At 69.0% G+C, this 17,221-nt stretch carries 19 protein-coding genes; 3 read left to right on the forward strand and 16 right to left on the reverse strand.

Features of this window, described 5'->3' with window-relative positions:
* Window positions 1-2: 2 nt before the first annotated feature.
* The 3 genes from ACQ7JA_RS16285 (at window position 3) to ACQ7JA_RS16295 (ending at window position 4,001) form a co-directional block, all read left to right on the forward strand.
* Entirely contained in the window at window positions 3-1,655 is a 1,653-nt protein-coding gene (locus tag ACQ7JA_RS16285) for a Na+/H+ antiporter (RefSeq protein ID WP_430899554.1), read from the forward strand.
* A 76-nt stretch (window positions 1,656-1,731) separates the two neighbouring features.
* The gene (locus tag ACQ7JA_RS16290) at window positions 1,732-2,940 is read left to right on the forward strand and encodes a DNA topoisomerase IB (RefSeq protein ID WP_430899556.1); all 1,209 of its coding nucleotides are present in this window, start codon (window positions 1,732-1,734) and stop codon (window positions 2,938-2,940) included.
* Window positions 2,937-4,001 carry an L-dopachrome tautomerase-related protein gene (locus ACQ7JA_RS16295; protein WP_430899558.1) on the forward strand — a complete coding sequence of 355 codons (1,065 nt, stop codon included), beginning with the start codon at window positions 2,937-2,939 and terminating at the stop codon, window positions 3,999-4,001. Before ACQ7JA_RS16290 ends, ACQ7JA_RS16295 begins: the two co-directional genes overlap by 4 nt.
* Before the next feature lie 3 nt (window positions 4,002-4,004).
* Here the strand turns inward: ACQ7JA_RS16295 and ACQ7JA_RS16300 are convergent, their stop codons facing one another.
* The 16 genes from ACQ7JA_RS16300 to fdh3B form a co-directional block, all read right to left on the reverse strand.
* Window positions 4,005-4,454, reverse strand: coding sequence for a DUF4019 domain-containing protein (locus tag ACQ7JA_RS16300; RefSeq protein ID WP_430899560.1), 450 nt, complete (start codon window positions 4,452-4,454; stop codon window positions 4,005-4,007).
* Window positions 4,455-4,546: 92 nt separating this feature from the next.
* Window positions 4,547-5,296: a GAF domain-containing protein gene (locus tag ACQ7JA_RS16305; protein WP_430899562.1), complete on the reverse strand. Its 750-nt coding sequence runs from the start codon at window positions 5,294-5,296 to the stop codon at window positions 4,547-4,549.
* Between the two features lie 361 nt (window positions 5,297-5,657).
* Window positions 5,658-6,851, reverse strand: a complete 1,194-nt coding sequence (gene pncB, locus ACQ7JA_RS16310; RefSeq protein ID WP_430899564.1) for a nicotinate phosphoribosyltransferase — start codon at window positions 6,849-6,851, stop codon at window positions 5,658-5,660.
* A 9-nt stretch (window positions 6,852-6,860) separates the two neighbouring features.
* A complete protein-coding gene (locus tag ACQ7JA_RS16315) occupies window positions 6,861-7,373 on the reverse strand; it encodes an SET domain-containing protein (RefSeq protein WP_430899566.1) in 513 nt (170 codons plus the stop codon).
* Window positions 7,374-7,483: 110 nt separating this feature from the next.
* On the reverse strand, window positions 7,484-8,041 hold the full coding sequence (locus tag ACQ7JA_RS16320; RefSeq protein WP_430899568.1) for a universal stress protein: 558 nt from the start codon (window positions 8,039-8,041) through the stop codon (window positions 7,484-7,486).
* A 6-nt stretch (window positions 8,042-8,047) separates the two neighbouring features.
* On the reverse strand, window positions 8,048-8,236 hold the full coding sequence (locus ACQ7JA_RS16325; protein ID WP_430899570.1) for a hypothetical protein: 189 nt from the start codon (window positions 8,234-8,236) through the stop codon (window positions 8,048-8,050).
* Between the two features lie 37 nt (window positions 8,237-8,273).
* Window positions 8,274-9,179 (reverse strand): universal stress protein, encoded by a 906-nt coding sequence (locus ACQ7JA_RS16330; protein WP_430899572.1) that lies wholly within the window; start codon window positions 9,177-9,179, stop codon window positions 8,274-8,276.
* A 521-nt stretch (window positions 9,180-9,700) separates the two neighbouring features.
* Window positions 9,701-11,389: an AMP-binding protein gene (locus tag ACQ7JA_RS16335; protein WP_430899574.1), complete on the reverse strand. Its 1,689-nt coding sequence runs from the start codon at window positions 11,387-11,389 to the stop codon at window positions 9,701-9,703.
* Window positions 11,390-11,481: 92 nt separating this feature from the next.
* Window positions 11,482-13,161 carry a 4Fe-4S binding protein gene (locus ACQ7JA_RS16340; RefSeq protein WP_430899576.1) on the reverse strand — a complete coding sequence of 560 codons (1,680 nt, stop codon included), beginning with the start codon at window positions 13,159-13,161 and terminating at the stop codon, window positions 11,482-11,484.
* The gene (locus tag ACQ7JA_RS16345) at window positions 13,158-13,628 is read right to left on the reverse strand and encodes a DUF3306 domain-containing protein (RefSeq protein ID WP_430899578.1); all 471 of its coding nucleotides are present in this window, start codon (window positions 13,626-13,628) and stop codon (window positions 13,158-13,160) included. Before ACQ7JA_RS16345 ends, ACQ7JA_RS16340 begins: the two co-directional genes overlap by 4 nt.
* 11 nt (window positions 13,629-13,639) lie before the next feature.
* Window positions 13,640-14,080, reverse strand: a complete 441-nt coding sequence (locus tag ACQ7JA_RS16350) for a DUF3305 domain-containing protein (RefSeq protein ID WP_430899580.1) — start codon at window positions 14,078-14,080, stop codon at window positions 13,640-13,642.
* Window positions 14,077-14,727: a hypothetical protein gene (locus ACQ7JA_RS16355; RefSeq protein WP_430899582.1), complete on the reverse strand. Its 651-nt coding sequence runs from the start codon at window positions 14,725-14,727 to the stop codon at window positions 14,077-14,079. Before ACQ7JA_RS16355 ends, ACQ7JA_RS16350 begins: the two co-directional genes overlap by 4 nt.
* Window positions 14,724-15,179, reverse strand: coding sequence for a hypothetical protein (locus ACQ7JA_RS16360; RefSeq protein ID WP_430899584.1), 456 nt, complete (start codon window positions 15,177-15,179; stop codon window positions 14,724-14,726). The genes ACQ7JA_RS16355 and ACQ7JA_RS16360 overlap by 4 nt, the downstream gene beginning before the upstream one ends.
* A gap of 10 nt (window positions 15,180-15,189) precedes the next feature.
* The gene (locus tag ACQ7JA_RS16365; RefSeq protein WP_430899586.1) at window positions 15,190-16,293 is read right to left on the reverse strand and encodes a formate dehydrogenase subunit gamma; all 1,104 of its coding nucleotides are present in this window, start codon (window positions 16,291-16,293) and stop codon (window positions 15,190-15,192) included.
* 12 nt (window positions 16,294-16,305) lie between these two features.
* Complete coding sequence (locus tag ACQ7JA_RS16370; protein ID WP_430899588.1) at window positions 16,306-16,521, reverse strand: hypothetical protein; 216 nt, start codon at window positions 16,519-16,521, stop codon at window positions 16,306-16,308.
* Window positions 16,518-17,201 (reverse strand): formate dehydrogenase FDH3 subunit beta, encoded by a 684-nt coding sequence (gene fdh3B / locus ACQ7JA_RS16375; protein ID WP_430899590.1) that lies wholly within the window; start codon window positions 17,199-17,201, stop codon window positions 16,518-16,520. The genes ACQ7JA_RS16370 and fdh3B overlap by 4 nt, the downstream gene beginning before the upstream one ends.
* Between the last annotated feature and the right edge of the window lie 20 nt (window positions 17,202-17,221).

Raw genomic sequence — 17,221 nt, forward strand, 5'->3', positions numbered from 1 at the left:
CGATGGGTGAAGTCGGGGTAGTGCTGGCGATGCTGCTGGCCGTGGTGGCGAGCGGCTATGTGGTGCGGCTGCTGCCCATCGCGCTGCCGCTGCCGCTGGTGCAGATCGGGCTGGGCGTGGCCATCGCCAGCTTCGGCTGGCATCCGGTGCGCCTCGATCCGCATACCTTCTTCGTCCTCTTCCTGCCGCCGCTGCTGTTCCTCGACGGCTGGCGCATTCCCAAGGTCGGCCTGTTCCGCGACAAGGGCGTGATCCTCGAGCTGGCTCTCGGCCTGGTGCTGTTCACCGTGGCCGGCGCCGGCTTCCTGATCCACTGGCTGATTCCCGAGCTGCCGCTGGCCGTGTCCTTCGCCCTGGCGGCGATCCTGGCCCCGACCGACCCGGTGGCGGTGGGCTCGATCGCGGCGCGCGTGCCGATTCCGCCGCGCCTGATGCACATCCTGGAAGGCGAATCCCTGCTCAACGACGCGAGCGGCCTGGTGTGCTTCCGCTTCGCCGTCGCGGCCGCCCTCACCGGCGCCTTCTCGCTGTCCTCGGCGGCCCTCACCTTCCTGTGGGTGGCGCTGGCCGGCATCGCCACCGGCGTGCTGGTCACCGCCGCCATGGCGGGCGTCCAGCGCCTGCTGGCTTCGCGCCTCGGCGAGGAGCCCGGGGCCTCGATCCTGCTCAACCTGCTGCTGCCTTTCGGCGCCTACATGGCGGCCGAGCGCATCGGGGCCTCGGGCATCCTGGCGGCGGTGGCCGCCGGCATCACGATGAGCTATGTGGAACTGGGCGGCCGCGCCCTGGCCACCACGCGGGTGCGCCGCAACGTGGTCTGGGACACGGTGCAGTTCGCGCTCAACGGCGTGATGTTCGTGCTGCTGGGCGAACAGCTGCCGGACATCGTGCGCGCCGCCCTCAAGGGACCGGACCTGCCGGTGCCGCGCGACTTCTGGTGGTTGGCGGGCAATGCACTGGCGATCAGCTTCGGGCTGATCCTGCTGCGCCTCGTGTGGGTGTGGGTGTCGCTGCAACTGTCGCGCATCGCCGCGCGCCGCGCGGGGCGGCCCGGCATCATGCCGAGGAAACGCCTGATCCTGGCCACCTCGCTGGCCGGGGTGCGCGGCGCCATCACCCTGGCCGGCATCCTGACGCTGCCGCTGGTGCTGCCGGGCGGCGAGCCCTTCCCGGGCCGCGACCTGGCCGTGTTCCTGGCCAGCGCCGTGATCGTGGTGTCGCTGGTGGTGGCCAGCGTCGGGCTGCCGCGGGTGCTGCGCGGCCTCGAGCTGCCGCCGGAAACCGCATCGGAGGTCGAGGAAGACCGGGCGCGCCAGGCCGCTGCCCTGGCCGCACTGGGCGCCATCGACGTCGCGGGCAAACCCTTCCCCTACGACGAGAAGGACGCCGACATCCATGCCAGCGCCGCCGAGCACGTGCGCGGCCTCTACCAGCACCGGCTGGGCGGACTGACGGGAGACGGCAGCCACCCGGCGCGGGTGCGGGTCGCCGAGGAAGCCGAACGCTTCTACCGCCTGGCCGCGCTCGCGGCCGAGCGCAAGGTGTTGCAGCAGATGGCGCGCCAGGGACAGCTGTCAGACGAAACGGCGCGCCGGCTGGTGCAGGAGATCGACCTGGTCGAGGCGCGCTACCGTTCGCCGCAGAAACACGCATAGCGCACGGGTGCGCAAGCGAACGGTGCGCCTCTCCCGTTCGGCGTAGCATCGGGCGACCTGATACGAGGAAGCCACCATGCACAGCGAAGACCAGCCCAGCGCCGACACCCCGCTCTCCGACCCGCCCGCCGCCGCCAGGGCCGCCGGGCTGCGCTACGTCCACGACGACCGCCCCGGCATCCGCCGCGAAAAGAAAGACGGCGGCTTCGTCTACTTCGACGCGCGCGGCGAGCCGGTCGAGGACGAGACGACGCTGGCGCGCATCAAGTCGCTGGTGATACCGCCGGCGTGGACGGAGGTATGGATCTGCGCCCAGGCCAACGGCCACCTGCAGGCCACCGGGCGCGATGCCAGGGGCCGCAAGCAGTACCGCTACCATCCGAAATGGCGGGCGGTGCGCGACGAGGTGAAGTACGAACGCATGATCAACTTCGGCCAGGCCCTGCCCCAGATCCGCGCCGAAGTCGACCGCGCCCTCGGCCTGCCCGGCCTGCCGCGCGAAAAAGTGCTGGCCACCATCGTCTACCTGCTGGAAGCGACCATGATGCGGGTCGGGAACGAGGAATACGCCCGCACCAACAAGTCCTTCGGCCTCACCACCCTGCGCAACCGCCATGCGAAGGTCGACGGCAGCGAGGTCGAGTTCAGCTTCCGGGGAAAAAGCGGCGTCTACCACAAGGTCAAGGTGCACGACCGGCGCCTCGCCCGCATCATCCGGCGCTCGCGCGACCTGCCCGGCCAGGAGCTGTTCCAGTACATCGACGACGCTGGCGAGACCCACAGCATCGATTCGAGCGACGTCAACGACTACCTGCGCACGATCACGGGCGAACCCTACACGGCCAAGGATTTCCGCACCTGGTCCGGCACCGTGCTGGCCGCACTGGCCCTGCAGGAATTCGAAAAGTTCGATTCCGAGGCCCAGGCCAAGAAGAACATCGTGCGCGCGATCGAGTCGGTGGCCGAGAAGCTCGGCAACACGCCTTCGGTCTGCCGCAAGTGCTACGTGCACCCGGTGGTGCTGGACGCCTACCTGGACGGCGCCGTGCTCGAAGTGCTGCGCGAGCGCACCGAAGAGGAATTGAAGCAGGAACTGCACGCCCTGCAGCCCGAGGAAGCCGCGGTGCTCGCCATGCTGCAGCAGCGCCTGCGCCACGAACAGGAGCAGGCCGCGGCGAACGGCAAGGCAAGCGGAAAGTCCACCAAACCGGCGCGCCCCGCCGCGAAGAACAGCGCCCGCGCCTCCGGCCGGGCCGCGCCCCAAGCCATGAGAGGAGCAGCATGAGCAAAGCATCGCAATGGACCATCGAGCAGGTGGCCGCCTTCGAGCACCAGGTCACGGGCGTCTCGGTATCAAGCGACAATCGCATCTTCGTGAACTTCCCGCGCTGGACCGAGGACACGGCCGTGTCGGTGGCCGAACTGCAGGCCGACGGCAGCCTGCGGCCCTACCCGGACGAGGAATGGAACGCCTGGCGCAATGCCCGCAAGGACGAGCTGGACCCCGCAAAGGGGTGGGTCTGCGTGCAGAGCATCGTGGCCGATGGGCGCGGCAGCCTGTGGGTGCTGGACCCGGCCGCGCCGGCCCAGGCCCACCTGGTATCGAACGGCGCCAAGCTGGTGCAGATCGACCTGGCCAGCGACAAGGTCAAGCGCAGCATCGCCTTCGACGAGGAAGCGGCGCCGCAGGGCTCCTACCTGAACGACGTGCGCTTCTCGAACGACGGCAAGCACGCCTTCATCACCGATTCCGGCGTGGTCGGCGCCATCCTGGTGGTCGACCTGGAAAGCGGCAAGGTCGCGCGCCTGCTCGACGGCCATCCCTCGACCCAGATGAAGAAGGGCCTGAACGTGAAGGCCGACGGCAGGGAACTACGCCGCCCTGACGGACGCGGGGTGGAGTTCTCGGCCGACGGCATCGCCCTGTCCGACGATGGCCGCTGGCTCTACTGGCAGGCGATCAAGGGCGACACCTTGTACCGCATCGCTACCGATGTCCTGTGCGGCAAGGGCATGGGAGGCGAAGACGTGGGCGGCGAGGTCGAGGAGTTCGGCATCAACGGCGTATCCGACGGCCTGTTGATCCCGCAGGGCACGAACAGGATGCTGCTCAGCGCCGTGGAAGATGATGCGGTCAAGGTGCGCGACCTCGACGAAGGACCCGGTGGCAAGCCGCGCATCCTGGTGCAGGACGCGCGCCTGCGCTGGCCCGACACCTTCACCCAGGGGCCCGACGGGACCATCTACGTCACCACCTCGCACATCCAGGATTCGGCCTTCTTCAAGCCGGACGCGCCGCCCGCCCTGCCGACCCAGCTGTGGCGCCTGCGCGGCGAAGGGTTGTGAAGCTTACTTGATGTAATAGCCCGAGACGCGCCAGCTGCCGTCCGCCTCGCGCATCGGCACCACCGTCTCGACGGCGCCGGGCTTGCCCGCGAAGTCGGTGCTGTATTGGAGGATCACGTACTCGCCGGCCGGAGCGCCCGGCAGCGCGCGCGTGTACTGCGAGCGCGTCAGGGTGCGGGCGCCGGCCGCGCCGACGGGTGCGCGCACGGCGCGCAGTCCCTCTTCCCATTTGGCCTGGGTCACGACAGAGCGCAGCGCGGCGGCGCCTTCGCTCCAGCTTTCCCCATATTTTCCCGCGTCCAGAATGGCAAGCCACTGGCCGGCCGCCTTGATGGCGGCATCCGTCGCATTGGCGACGGCGGCCCTGTCCCTGGCCGCATCCTGGACGTCTTCCTGGGCGAAGGCGGGCATGGCGAATACGGTGAGCGACAAGAGGGCGGCAGCCAGGCGCATGGTGGTCTCCGGTAGGTGATAAAGGTAAAGAGCAGCCCCGAGCATATCCAAAAACAAAGCGCGCAAGATGCGCGCTTTGTCACGGGAGGTGCTCAGTCTTTCTTGGCCTGGATCTCGCTGGATGCGATGTCGGCCAGGTCGCACAGGGCCTGCAGTTCCGCGCTGCGCAGGCGGCGCGGCTCGCGGTCGATCACGCACAGGGTACCCATCGGCATGCCGGCGCGGTCGCGCAGCGGCACGCCGGCGTAGAAACGGATATGCGGTTCGGCCAGCACCAGGGGATTGTCGCGGAAGCGTTCGTCGGTGGCGGCGTCTTCGACCATGAAGGGCGCATCCTGCAGGATCGCATGCGAACAGAAAGCCCACTCGCGCGGGGTTTCCTGGGGTCCCAGGCCGACGCGCGCCTTGAACCACTGGCGGCGCGCCGTCAGCAGCGACACCAGGGCGATCGGCGATCCGGTCACGGTGGCGGCCAGGCGCACGATGCGGTTGAAGCGCTCTTCCGGCGCACTGTCGACCAGGCCGGTTGCGGCCAGGGCGGCCAGGCGGCGCGCCTCGTCGCCCGATGCCGGATAGCTTTCGTTGCCGCTCAGGAGGTATTCGGGATCGTCCAGCACGGGCGGTGTCGACTCGCCCGAGAGGGCGCCCGACAGCGGACCGGCGCGCTCGAGCATCGCCTGGATCGTGCTCTGGCGGGTGCGGCGGTGGCCGCCCGGCGTTTTCCACGAGGGGATGGCGCCACTCTCCATCCACAGCTGCACGGTGCTGGTCGCGACACCCAGCATCCTTGCGGCGGCGCTGGTGGTCAGGATTGGGTCCTCTTCGATGATCTTGCTCTGCATTTGCGATCCTATCTATTTACATAGTATAGCCGATTTGCCGAAATCCCTCATCGAAAATGCTTGTATTAGTAAAAATGTTCTGATATACGCAATTCCGTCGAATTTTGGTAACAAAAAGCAATTGAATCTGAGCAAATACAATCGATTTGCATAAATCTGTTTCACAAGTCAATGGCGGCTGAAGGCGACAGCGGGACAAGAGCGTGACGGCGCCTGCGCGTGGACGCGCAGCGACTGGCCTTGGGCTGAGCGTTTCGCTGCTCGGCGGGGCAAGCGATCCTGGCTATGCTCGACGGCCTTCTCCCAAGGACGTATCACCGTGCTCCCGGCTTTCCGGATGTCCTTGCCGCCGGCGCGCCTTTCAGTCTTCGCCGGGATGGTTGAACACCTGGCGCAGGTAGGCCAGGAAGGTCTCGTCGGTGCACATCGACTTGCCCGCCGTGTCGGCCAGCTTGGCTACCGGCTGGCCGTTGCAGCGGGTGAGCTTCATGACGATGTTGAGGGCCGGGTAAGGCGTGTCGTTGGTCAGCTTGGTGCCGATGCCGAAGCCCAGCATGGTGCGGTCGGCGAAGTGCCGGTATAGCATGAGCGCCTTCGGCACCGTGAGCGCGTCCGAGAACACCAGGCGCTTGGTGCGCGGGTCGATGCGCAGGCGGGCATAGTGGGCCAGCGCCTTCTCGCCCCACTCCACCGGGTCGCCCGAATCGTGGCGCAGGCCGTCGAAGAGCTTGGCGAAATACAGGTCGAAGTCATTCAGGAAGGCGTTCATGCCGACCACGTCGGTGAGCGCGGTGCCGAGGTCGCCCCGGTATTCCTGCACCCAGTCTTCCAGCGCCGCCTTCTGGAAGTCGACCAGCCGCACGCCGAAGGCCTGGTAGGCCTGCAGGTATTCGTGGGCCATGGTCCCGATCGGCACCAGATTGTATTTCTTCGCCAGGTAGACGTTCGAGGTGCCCTTGAAGAACTGCGGCAGCTCGCGCGCCAGCGTCGCCACCACCTCGTCGTGCCACTCGCCCGAGAAGCGCCGGCGCACGCCGAAGTCGAAGAATTCGAAGGGCGTGGCGCGCTGCGGCTCGGCCTCGAAGGCGCGCAGTTCCCCGATCTTCTGGTGCAGGCGCATTCGCGCTTCGGTGATGGCCGCCCCCTGGTCGAAGCGGCGGAAGTAGAGCTCGTTGACGATGTAGAGCACGAAGATCTCGAAGCCCATCACGTGCACCAGCGGGCCGGCCGCGTGGATGCGCAGGTGGGGGCCATCGGTGGACACCTGGATGAACTTGCGCTGGAAGCGGAACAGCGTGAGGAAGTCGGCGAAGTCGCTCTTGATGAAGCGCAGGCCGCGCAGGTAGGCCACCTCTTCTTCGGAGAACATCAGCTCGCACAGGTGGTCGAGCTCGCGCTCGACATCGTCCTTGAGTTCGGCCAGCGGATAGGCCGGCTCGTTACGGCAGCGGAATTCGTATTCGCCGTTCGCGCCCGGATGGCTGTGCAGCAGCGCCTGCCACATGGTGAACTTGTACAGATCGGTTTCCAGGAGGCTGCGGACGACGTGCTTCATGCTGTTCCTTCAGGCGGTGGTGTTTTTCTTCTTCGTTTTCTTCTTCGGAGCGAGCATGGTGCCGGTGCAGCCGGGCGTGCCGCAGCGGCAGGCGAACAGCTTCTTGAGGGCCGGCGTATGGCGCTCGTCGTAGATCAGGGCGTAATTGTAGTTCAGTTCCTCGCCCGGCTCGATGTCGCGCATCGCGTGGATGTAGACCCTGCCCTCGTCCTCGAAGGCTTCGCAGTTGGGCGAGCAGGCGTGATTGATCCAGCGCGCCGCGTTGCCGCGGCTGCCGCCGTCGATCACGCGGCCGTCGGCCAGCGTGAAGTAGAAGGTGTGGTTGATCGGGCCTCCTGCCTCGGCGGCGCGGCGGGTCGCCTCGTCCCAGGTGATGCGTTCGCCGCGGTACTCGATGATGCGTTCGCCCGCCCCGATGGGCCTGAGCGCAAACACGCCGTTGCCGTGGACAGGCGATTTCCGGACTTCGTAGGCGGCGCCGTTGGCGGCGGAAGCGGATGTGGCTTGGCGGGTGGTGGTCATCGAATGGAGGTCGGTAGGTGATCGGGATCGTTGGAAGCGATGACTATTATGGTACGGATCGGCGCCGGCATGCCGCACATTTTGGCATGCGGCGCCGGCGATGCGACCGCTCAGGCCAGCAGCAGCACATCGCAATCGGTACGCGCCAGCACGGTGCGCAGCGCCGCCCGCCACATGGCCCCGCGCCAGCGCCCTGCCGGCCCGGCCGGCAGCACCAGCACGTCCGCGCGGACCATGTTCGCATAGCCGGCCACGGCAAGCGTCCATGGCTGGCGCAGCATCAGCAGCGCCAGCCGCGATTCGCATGCGGCCCTCGCGGCGAAGCGCACGCCCGCCGCGCGCGCCGCCGCTTCCGCCCGGCGGCGGCAGGCGTCGAGGGTGTCCACCGAGACGCCGGCCGCCTGGAGCCGGCCCTCGCCGCACATGCGGCACAGGTGCAGCAGGGTCAGGCGCATGCGCGGCAGCACGCGCAGCGCCTGCCGCAGGCCGTCCAGCGAAGCGCCGGAAAAATCGGTCGGGTACAGGGCGTGGCGGTAAGCTCGCTGCCCAGTCCCGCGCACCAGCAGCACGGCCTGCGCGCCGCCGCGCAGCGCCGCCAGCGCCCGTCCCAGGTTATGGGGGGCCGGCCGCCAGGGCCGCGCCTGCCAGCCGACCACGACGGTCTGCATGGCGCTTCAGGCCAGCGCCGCGAAGGCCAGCACGGCCGCCAACCCGGCAGCGAAGGCCTTGACGACGGTGCGCCGCCAGCGGGCATTGCGCAGCACCAGATGCTTCACCAGGCGGCGCTTGCTCCGCCTTTCCATGCGACCGCGCGCGCGGACGGCGGCGTCCCGGTCGAGCGCCTCGATGCGAATCCTGTTCATTGTGTTCTCCCAAAATAGTGAATGCGTGCGCGGCCGTTCACGCCGCGAGGCGCCGGTCGCAGTCGCCGCCCTGGCGCCCCGGGCCGATCAGCAGGTCGCAGGGCGCCTCGTCCACCAGTCTTTGCATGACGTTGCTGGACGAGAGCCATGCGCCGGGATGCAGCGCGCCCCGGCCCAGTACCAGGAGGTCGGCGCCATGGCGGCGGGCGCAGTCGGCGATCACGGCATGGGGACGGCCGAGCTCCGCCTCGCAGACCGGCGCGTCCACCTCCTCGAGGAAGAGCCCGACGAAGTCCTCGAGCCGCCGGCGCGCCACCGCGCAGGCATGTTCACGGCCCGCGCGGATGACGCGGGGCGGCAGTTCCAGCTCGCGCATCATGGCTTCCTCGGGTAGCGCGCAGGCGTGCACGAACACGAAGCGCGCCCCGGGTGCGAGCAGTGCCGCGATGCGCGCGCTCGCGAGCGCGGCGCGCGAGAAGTCGCAGGCCACCACGACGGTGCGGTAGTCGTATCGCGCCTCGCCCTGCACCAGCAGGACCGGCATGCCGCAGGCGCGCAGCAGTTCGAGGTTGCGCGATGAGCGCACCCAGGACGGCAGGCGCGGGCCGGCATGGGCGGCCGCCAGCAGCAGGTCGGCGCCGATCCGCTCGGCCGCTTCGGCAAGCACCTGGGCCGGCTGCCCGCGCCGCATGACCCATGTGTTCTCGAGTTCGTCCGGGAACAGGCCCGGGCCGAGCGCCTGCGCCTGGCCGTCGACGACGACGCGCAAGGCCGCGCCGTCGACGCGCGCATGGCTGACCGCGGTGCTCGCCCCGCCGCGCTTGAGCGCCAGCACGTCGAAGGCCTCGATGCCCAGCTGGTGGGCGAGGCGGGCGGCGCGCAGTTCGACCGGGCCCGGGTGGTGCTGGCTGACCGCCAGCAGGATGCGATCGATGCGGCGCATGGCTAGCTCCCTCCCGTCGACGCGCGGAAAATGGTGAGTGGGAGCAGTCGCGCGCGGCCGGCTGTGGCCGCGGCGGACGTATGGACGCACAGGTCCAGGACGGCCGGCGCGTGCCGGCTCGGGTAATGCTTGGTGCACATGACATGCCTTTCCCAGCCTGGTGCCAGGCTGGCCAACAATGAGGAATCACGCCGCGATCCGCGGCGAACGACAGGTGCTGGTGGATGGGCTCGGGAGAGTGCGGGAAGCCTGGGCTTCAGCGCCTCTCGCCGAGCTCAGGAAAGGCAGGCGAGATCGCGGGTCGAGCGTTGCGCAAGACGGGCGTGGAAGGCGCTCAGTCCCGGCAGGAGGGGAGTGTGCGACGGGCATGGCGACGGCGCCGCCTGCGCATGGGGTGCGCGGGAAGCATGGAAGACGCCGTCGAATTGGATGCAAGGCATGTCGACCCCGTATCAGCCCGTGGATGGAAACGGAATCAGTATATACGAGCTGGTTTCTTAGTCAACCGGCCCCGCGCCCGGCTAGCCTGCCGCGAAGTCTTCCTCGCGGTATTCGAGGCCGCCGTCCTGGGCGGGCGCGCCGCCCCTGCCCGCTTCTTCCCGGCGCAGCTCGACCCGGCGGATCTTGCCCGAGATGGTCTTGGGCAACTCGCGGAACTCGATGCGCCGGATGCGCTTGTAGGGCGCCAGCCTGTCGCGCGCGAACGCGAAGATCGAGGCCGCCACCTCGCGCGACGGCAGGACGCCCGAGCGCAGCGTGATGAAGGCCTTGGGCACCGACAGGCGCAGCGGGTCGGGGCTGGGCACGATCGCCGCCTCCAGCACGTCGTCGTGCTCGATCAGCACGCTCTCGAGCTCGAAGGGGCTGATGCGGTAGTCCGAGGACTTGAACACGTCGTCGTTGCGGCCAACGTAGAAGAAATAGCCTTCCTCGTCGACGGTGGCGGTGTCGCCCGTGTGGTAGTGGCCGGCGCGCATGACCTGCGCGGTCTTCTCCTCGTCGCCCTCGTAGCACAGCATCAGGCCCAGCGGGGCGGGGTCGAGGCTGAGCGAGATCTCGCCCTCCGCGGCCGGCTGCTCGTCGATGTCGAGCAGGGTCACGCGGTAGCCGGGCAGCGGGCGGCCCATCGAGCCGGGCTTGATCGGCTGGCCCGGCGGGTTGCCGATCTGCGCCGTGCTTTCCGACTGTCCGAAGCCGTCGCGGATGCGGATGCCCCACGCCTGTTCCACCTGCTCGATGACTTCCGGATTCAGCGGCTCGCCCGCGCCCACGAGTTCGCGCAGCGGCGGACGCCAGCCCTTCAGGTCTTCCTGGATCATCATGCGCCAGACCGTCGGCGGCGCGCACAGCGAGGTCACGCCGCAGCGCACGATGGTGTCGAGCGAAGCCTTGGCCGAGAAGCGCTCGTAGTTGTAGACGAAGATCGTGGCGCCGGCGTTCCAGGGCGCGAAGAAGCAGCTCCAGGCGTGCTTGGCCCAGCCCGGCGAAGAGATGTTCCAGTGGACGTCGCCCGGCTGCAGGCCGATCCAGTACATCGTCGACAGGTGGCCGACCGGATAGCTCTGGTGGCTGTGCAGCACCAGCTTGGGCTTGGCCGTGGTGCCGGAGGTGAAGTAGAGCAGCAGCGGGTCGGTGGCGCGGGTCTCGCCCTCGGGCGTGAAGACCGAGAGCACGTCGCGGCAGTCGTCGAAAGCGCGCCAGCCCTCGGGCTTGCCGCCCACCGCGATGCGGGTGAAGCTGCCCTGCATGGACGCGAACTTGTGGGCCTCCGAGGCCTGGACGATCACGTGCTTCACGCGGCCGCGCTCGAGGCGGTCCTGCAGGTCCGCGCCGGAAACCAGCATGGTGGTGGGCACCAGCACGGCGCCGAGCTTGATCCCGGCCAGCATGATCTCCCACAGCTCGACCCGGTTCGGCAGCATCAGGAGCACCCGGTCGCCGCGGTTCACCCCGCACAGGCGCAGGTACTCGGCCACCTGGCAGGACCGCGCCGCCATGTCGGCGAAGGAGATCTTCTGTTCGGATCCGTCTTCCTCGACCACCCACAGCGCGGGGGCGTGGTTGTCCTTCGCCATCCGGTCGAAATAGTCGAGCGCCCAGTTGAACTCTTCCAGCTGGGGGGCGCGGTAGTCGCGGTAGGCGGTCTCGTAGTCGAGTCGGTGTTGCAGCAGGAAGTCGCGCGCGTGAAGGAAGCGCTGGGTCGGCGTCATGGTGTCTCCTGGTCGCTGGTTGGCATGGCTGCTCGTGGCCATTTTGCCATGATTGTAGATGCTGGGCGGCCTTGACGGCCACCCGACGTGGATCAGTCGCGCCTGAGGGCCGTGACCCGCATCTCGCCCTCCGGCGCCATCATGTCGATGACGCGGCAGTCCCCGCACATGCGCAGGCGGTCGAGGTGGCCGCTGAAGGCCGGGTGGGAGGCCAGGCGGCCGAGCATGTTCTCGACCATCTGCAGGGTGCCGAAGGGCTTGTCGCAGCGGATGCAGTGGAAGGGCTGGGATTCGTTGAGCACCACGGCCTGCTTGCGGCTGTCCAGGAAGGACAGGCGCGGCTGCAGCGTGATGGCGTTTTCCGGGCAGGTGGCGGCGCACAGGCCGCACTGGACGCAGTTCTTCTCGATGAAGCGCAGCAGCGGGGCGCCCTGCCCGTCCTGCAGCGCGCCGGCGGGGCAGGCGCCGACGCAGGACATGCACAGGCTGCAGGCCTTGCGGTCGACCTCGAGGGTCCCGAACGGCGCGCCGGGCGGCAGGGCGACGTGCTCGGGCTTCTCCGGCGCGTGGCGGTGCAGGTGCTCGAGCGCGTAGTCGAGGGTGTTGCGCTTGTCGTTCGCCAGGTGGAACACGGCCGGCTCGACGGGCGTCGCACCGCGCGGCGCGTGGCGCAGGGCCACGGCCACTTCCTCGGGCGCCCCGGCGCGCAGCAGCTGCAGGTGGGGGCCGTCGTAGCCCAGGCCATCGAGGACCGCCTGCGCGATCGCCATCTGCTGGTCGAGGGCGGCGACGTATTGCGGCGCCTCCTGGCCCGTATTCAGGACGACGATGCCGGCCGCGCCATAGGCGATGGCGGCGAACCAGACGTCGATGCCGGTCGAGGCCGTGTGCTGAAGGGCCAGCGGGATGATGCGCCCGGGGATGTCGTCGCCCAGCTGGGCCAGCAGCGCCGCGCCCTGCTCCGGATCGTGCAGCAGCAGCACCGGTTCGCTGCCCCCGGCATCAACGTAGGAGCGCAAGGCCGCCTGCATGCGCTTGCCGGTCAGGGCGGCGGGCGGGAAGGCGTAGCTGATCGCGCCGGTCGGGCAGACCGTCGAACAGGCGCCGCAGCCGGCGCACAGGTAGGGGTTGACCTTGATGCGGTCGCCGTCATCGTGGATTGCCTGGGCCGAGCAGATGTCGATGCAGGCGCTGCAGCCGGTCACGCCGTTGCGGCCATGGGCGCAGGTCCTCTCCTTGTACGAGAAATACTTGGGCTTCTCGAAATCGCCAACCATGTCCAGCATGGCCTCCAGGGCCTCCTGGCGCGAGGCTTCGTCATAGCCCGGCGCATAATAGCCGTGTGGGCGCTGGTGGCTGGGGATCAGGCGGCTCGGGCTGAGGTCGAGCACCAGGTCGAAGCGTCCCTGCCGGACCGGCTGGTGCGGCGCCTGCCAGCGCGCCTCGAAGGCGCCCAGCCAGCCGGCCACGGCGGCCACGCGCGCCACGTGCACCGGATAGGGGCGCACGGGCATCGCATTTTGCAGATGCGCCTGCTGGTCGAGCAGCAGCACGGTGACGGGCAGCGCGGCCGCCAGGCGATCGGCCCAGGGCAGCGCATGCTCGCTCGAGCCGACCACCAGGGTGCTGCCGGAGGAGCGGTAGCTCACCGTGACCGAGGGTTCGAACGCGGGAATCGCGTCGCTTGCTGCGATTGCGGCGGCGCGCGCCTCGGTGTTGCGGCCTTCCTGGACCGGGTCGATCGGTGGATGCTCGGCAAATCGGATATTCATGTGTTCCCTTGTTGGATGGGAGAAGAAGCTTCGGCATCGCTGCTGCCTTGCCCCTCTTCCTCTTTGTCGGCGTCCTGCCGGTCGCCCAGCAGCTGCGCCAGCAGGCCCGGCGCATGCTGGAGCGAAGCCAGCATGGCGGGCGCCATTGGCGACGCCTTGTTGTAGTCACTCATATACATGTCGAGTCCGTCGACCACATTGAAGTGCGGATCGGCGAACAGTTTTTTCAGGGCCAGGCGCTGCACCGATTTGTCGACGTCTCTCGCAACGAAGGTGGAGAAGTCGGATTCGGGCGTCAGGCCCGCGACGTCGTCGAGCGTGGGCAGCGGCCGCGCCGGTGCTTCCGGCTCGGCGCGGGCCGCCGTCTCGACCGGCACAGGGACCGGCGGCGGCGCAGGCCTGGTTTCGGCAGCCTCGCCCGTCGCCTTCAGGCGCGACCAGCGCCGGAAGAATCCTTCCTCTGACATTCAGGCCCCCTTCATCCGTGCTGGCGGCCGCGCCGGGGCTTGGGCTGGTAGTGCTCGCGCAGGTAGCCGGCCACCCAGGCGTAGATCTCGGCCGGCATCGTCACGCCGTCGGCCTGCTCGCCGGAGTCGAACATGCGGGTGCCCTCGACATAGCTGGCCGAGGCGCGCACGGGCATCGCCATGCCCTCCTCCATGCGCCACAGCACGAAGATCTTCGACTCGGGCGCCATGCAGTTCTCGTAGTAGCCGTCGTTCTCGTCGGTCCACAGCTCGAGCTCCAGGCCCGAGACCATGTAGTAGTCGCGCTCAGGGCTCTCGCTCAGCACCTGCAGGCGCGGCAGTTCGCCGCGGTCCGGCACCACGCCCACCGCCGCCCAGGCCTCGTCGGCCCAGCGGTGCTGGACGGCGCGGCGCTGCATGATCACCGCGATCGGCATGCTGCCCATCTTCATTGCTTGTTCGCCGTTTCGGGGCTGACTTTCTTCTCCACCGCCGGGCCGACCCCTTTCGGCACCGATTTCGTGGGCCCGCGCTTGACGTCCTCGCTGGGCGCGGCCGTGCCGAGCTTCTCGCTCTTGATCGGGACGTTGGCGGCGTTCAGCGCCTGGCGGCTGAGCGGCGCCGCGCCGGTGGCCGGGCTGGCCGCGGCCGTGCCGGGCGCCGCATTCGCGGGAGGCGCGGCCGGCATGCCGGCGGCGGGCGGCGTCACGCCGGCCGGCACTGTGCCTGCCGCGGCCGCCGCGCGCGCAGCCCCAGGGGCCGTGCCGCCGGCCGCCGCCTGGGTGCCGCCGGCTGTCGTGCCCGGGGTACCCAGCACCATGTTCGGCGCCGCGGCCGCAGACACCGGCGCAGCCGCAACCGTCACCGGCGGATTGATCTTCCAGCCCTTCGACGGCGCCTGCGTGCGCCAGCGCGAGGCCAGCGCGTCCATCGACGCGGCCAGCAGTTCCTTGTCCTTGGCGGCCTTGGCATCGTCGGCCGCCTTCTTCGCCGCGGCCGCCTGCTGCTGGGCCGGGGTCGGCGGGGGCAGTGCGGCCCCGGCCTGCGCACACAGCATCAGAGCGGCCAGCGTGCACGCCATTCTTGTCGTCGTCATCATTGCTTGCTCTCCAGGGTGCCGCGACCGGCCGGCGCCAGCGGCGCGGTGTTGGTGGCGGCCGGGGCCTCGGTCGTCCCGGGCGCCGGCGCGGCCGGCTTGCCGGTGTCGCCGGGCTGGGCCTGGGTGCCGGGCTGGGCGCCGGAAGGCGGCGTCACGCCCGCGCTCGGGCCTTGACCGGTCTCGGTCACGGTCCCGGCCGTCGCCGCGCCGGACGAGGTGCCGCCCGCGCCGCCGGCATGGCCCGGCGTGCCGCCCGCATAAGTGGCGTCGGTCACCGGCCTGGCGCTCTGGGCGATGATGGTGCCGCTGGTGGCGCCGCCGGCGCTCACCTGGCCCGGATACTTGGTCTGCACCACGCCGTCGGCGCTGGCCGGGCGGCCGCGGTCGCAGCCGCCGAGCGCGAGGGCCAGCGTGGCGAGGGCGCCGTGGATCAGGAGGGTCGATGCTTTCATGCTGGTTTCCTCAGTGAGCCGGGCCCGGGCGCGGCGCCGGGCCGCGCGGCGCGTCCGGATGCGGGCGGTGGGCCGGATCGGTCGCGGTGCCGTTCTTCACCTGTTCGTACCAGATCGCGTGGTGGGCCTGGGCCCAGGCTTCGTCGACCGTGCCCTCGCGCATGGCCTGGTAGGCGCCCGGGGTGCCCCAGGTGCCGATATAGATGTGGCCCATGGCGGCGGCGATGTAGCAGGCGGCGCCGGCGATGTGCAGGTAGTTCGCCACCTGCAGCACGTAGCGGGTCTGGCCAAAGGTGACGAAGTCCAGCACCAGGCCGGTGACCGACATGACGATGCCCAGCAGGGTCACGCCCAGCCAGAACCAGGCCTTCTCGCCGGCGTTGAAGAAGCCGGCCGGCACGTGCTTGTGCGAGACCAGGCCGCCGCCCTGCTTGACCCACTGCCAGTCGTTGCGGTTGAAGAAGTTACGGCGCAGGAAGGTGATGAACATCAGCACCGAGCAGACGATGAACAGCGGCCCGACGAAGTTGTGCAGGTATTTCGAGATGATGGCGAACCAGGAGAACAAGTCGTGTCCCATCCAGGGCAGCATGATCTTCTTGCCGTACATGATGATGATGCCGGTGATGGCCAGGGCGATGAAGCTGTAGGCCGTGGCCCAGTGCACGTGGCGTTCCCAGTCGGTAAAACGCTTGATCCGGCGCCCGGACGGCGGCACTTCCTTGGCCGCGCCCACGCCCTTGTAGAACACGAAGATGAGCAGGGGCACGCCCAGCAGGATGAAGCCGGCGATGGTCGCGAGCGGCCCGTTGCGCAGGTGGCGCCAGGTATTGCCGCCGCGCTGGACGATGACGTTCGCTTCCGTCGCCCCGTACTGGCCCAGATAATTGCGGTCCATGTGTACCCGGCCCGACGCGGGATTGGTGAGCGACGGTTCGGGCACGACCGAGTCGCCCTCGATCTGGAGCATGGTCTGCTCCTCTGCGTAGGCCGGCTTGGCGTCCTTGTTGGGCACGCCGGCCTGGGCTGCGGACAGCAGGAAGGTGCTCAGGAGCGCGAAAGCCAGCGCCAGCAGCAGGCGCAGGGACAGGGAGCGCGAGGATGAAGTAGGCATCGTGAGCTCCCTTTATGGATTGGCCCGGTTGTACTCGTTCTGCTTCATACCGCGGTTCTGGATCGTCGCCGACCAGGCCAGGCGGTCGTTGTGGAAGCGGGTCTGGTAGTGGCGCGGGTCGGTCTTGCCGGCGTATTCGCCGTGCAGCCATTCCGGATGCTGGTCGACCTCGAGGCAGCCGGCGAGCAGCAGCGGCAGCGCCAGCACGCAGTAGCGGAGTTTTTTCATTGCGGGAACCTCCCCGGATGGTTCTGCGCATCGCCGGCGATCTGGTTGCCGCGCGGCAAGTCGCCCTTGGTCTTGATCTCGCCGCCGCGTTTCGGACGGCCGTAGGCGATCTTCCAGCCCCACAGTTCCGGACCGTAGCCGCGGGTCTCGACGCGCTGGCGGTAGATGTCGGCGATCTGGTTGGCCTCGCCGCCCAGCAGGGCCTTGGTGCCGCACATCTCGGCGCAGGCCGGCAGCTTGCCTTCGGCGATGCGGTTGCGGCCGTATTTCTTGAATTCCGCTTCCGAGGTGTCCGGTTCCGGCCCGCCGGCGCAGAAGGTGCATTTGTCCATCTTGCCGCGGTGGTTGAATATGCCGGTTTCCGGGAACTGCGGCGCGCCGAAGGGACAGGCGTAATAGCAGTAGCCGCAGCCGATGCACTGGTCCTTGCTGTGCAGGACGATGCCGTCCTCGGTATGGTAGATGCAGTTGGTCGGGCAGACCGCCAGGCAGGGCGCATCGGTGCAGTGCATGCAGGCCACCGACACCGAGCGTTCGCCCGGGATGCCGTCGTTGATCGTCACCACCCGGCGGCGGTTGATGCCCCAGGGCGTCTCGTGTTCGTTCTTGCATGCGGTGACGCAGCCGTTGCAGTCGATGCAGCGCTCCGTATCGCAAATAAATTTCATCCTCGCGGCCATGTCGCCCTCCTCTGGGAATC

The organism is Massilia sp. BKSP1R2A-1, from assembly GCF_050586525.1.
Classification (GTDB): Bacteria; Pseudomonadota; Gammaproteobacteria; order Burkholderiales; family Burkholderiaceae_D; genus Telluria.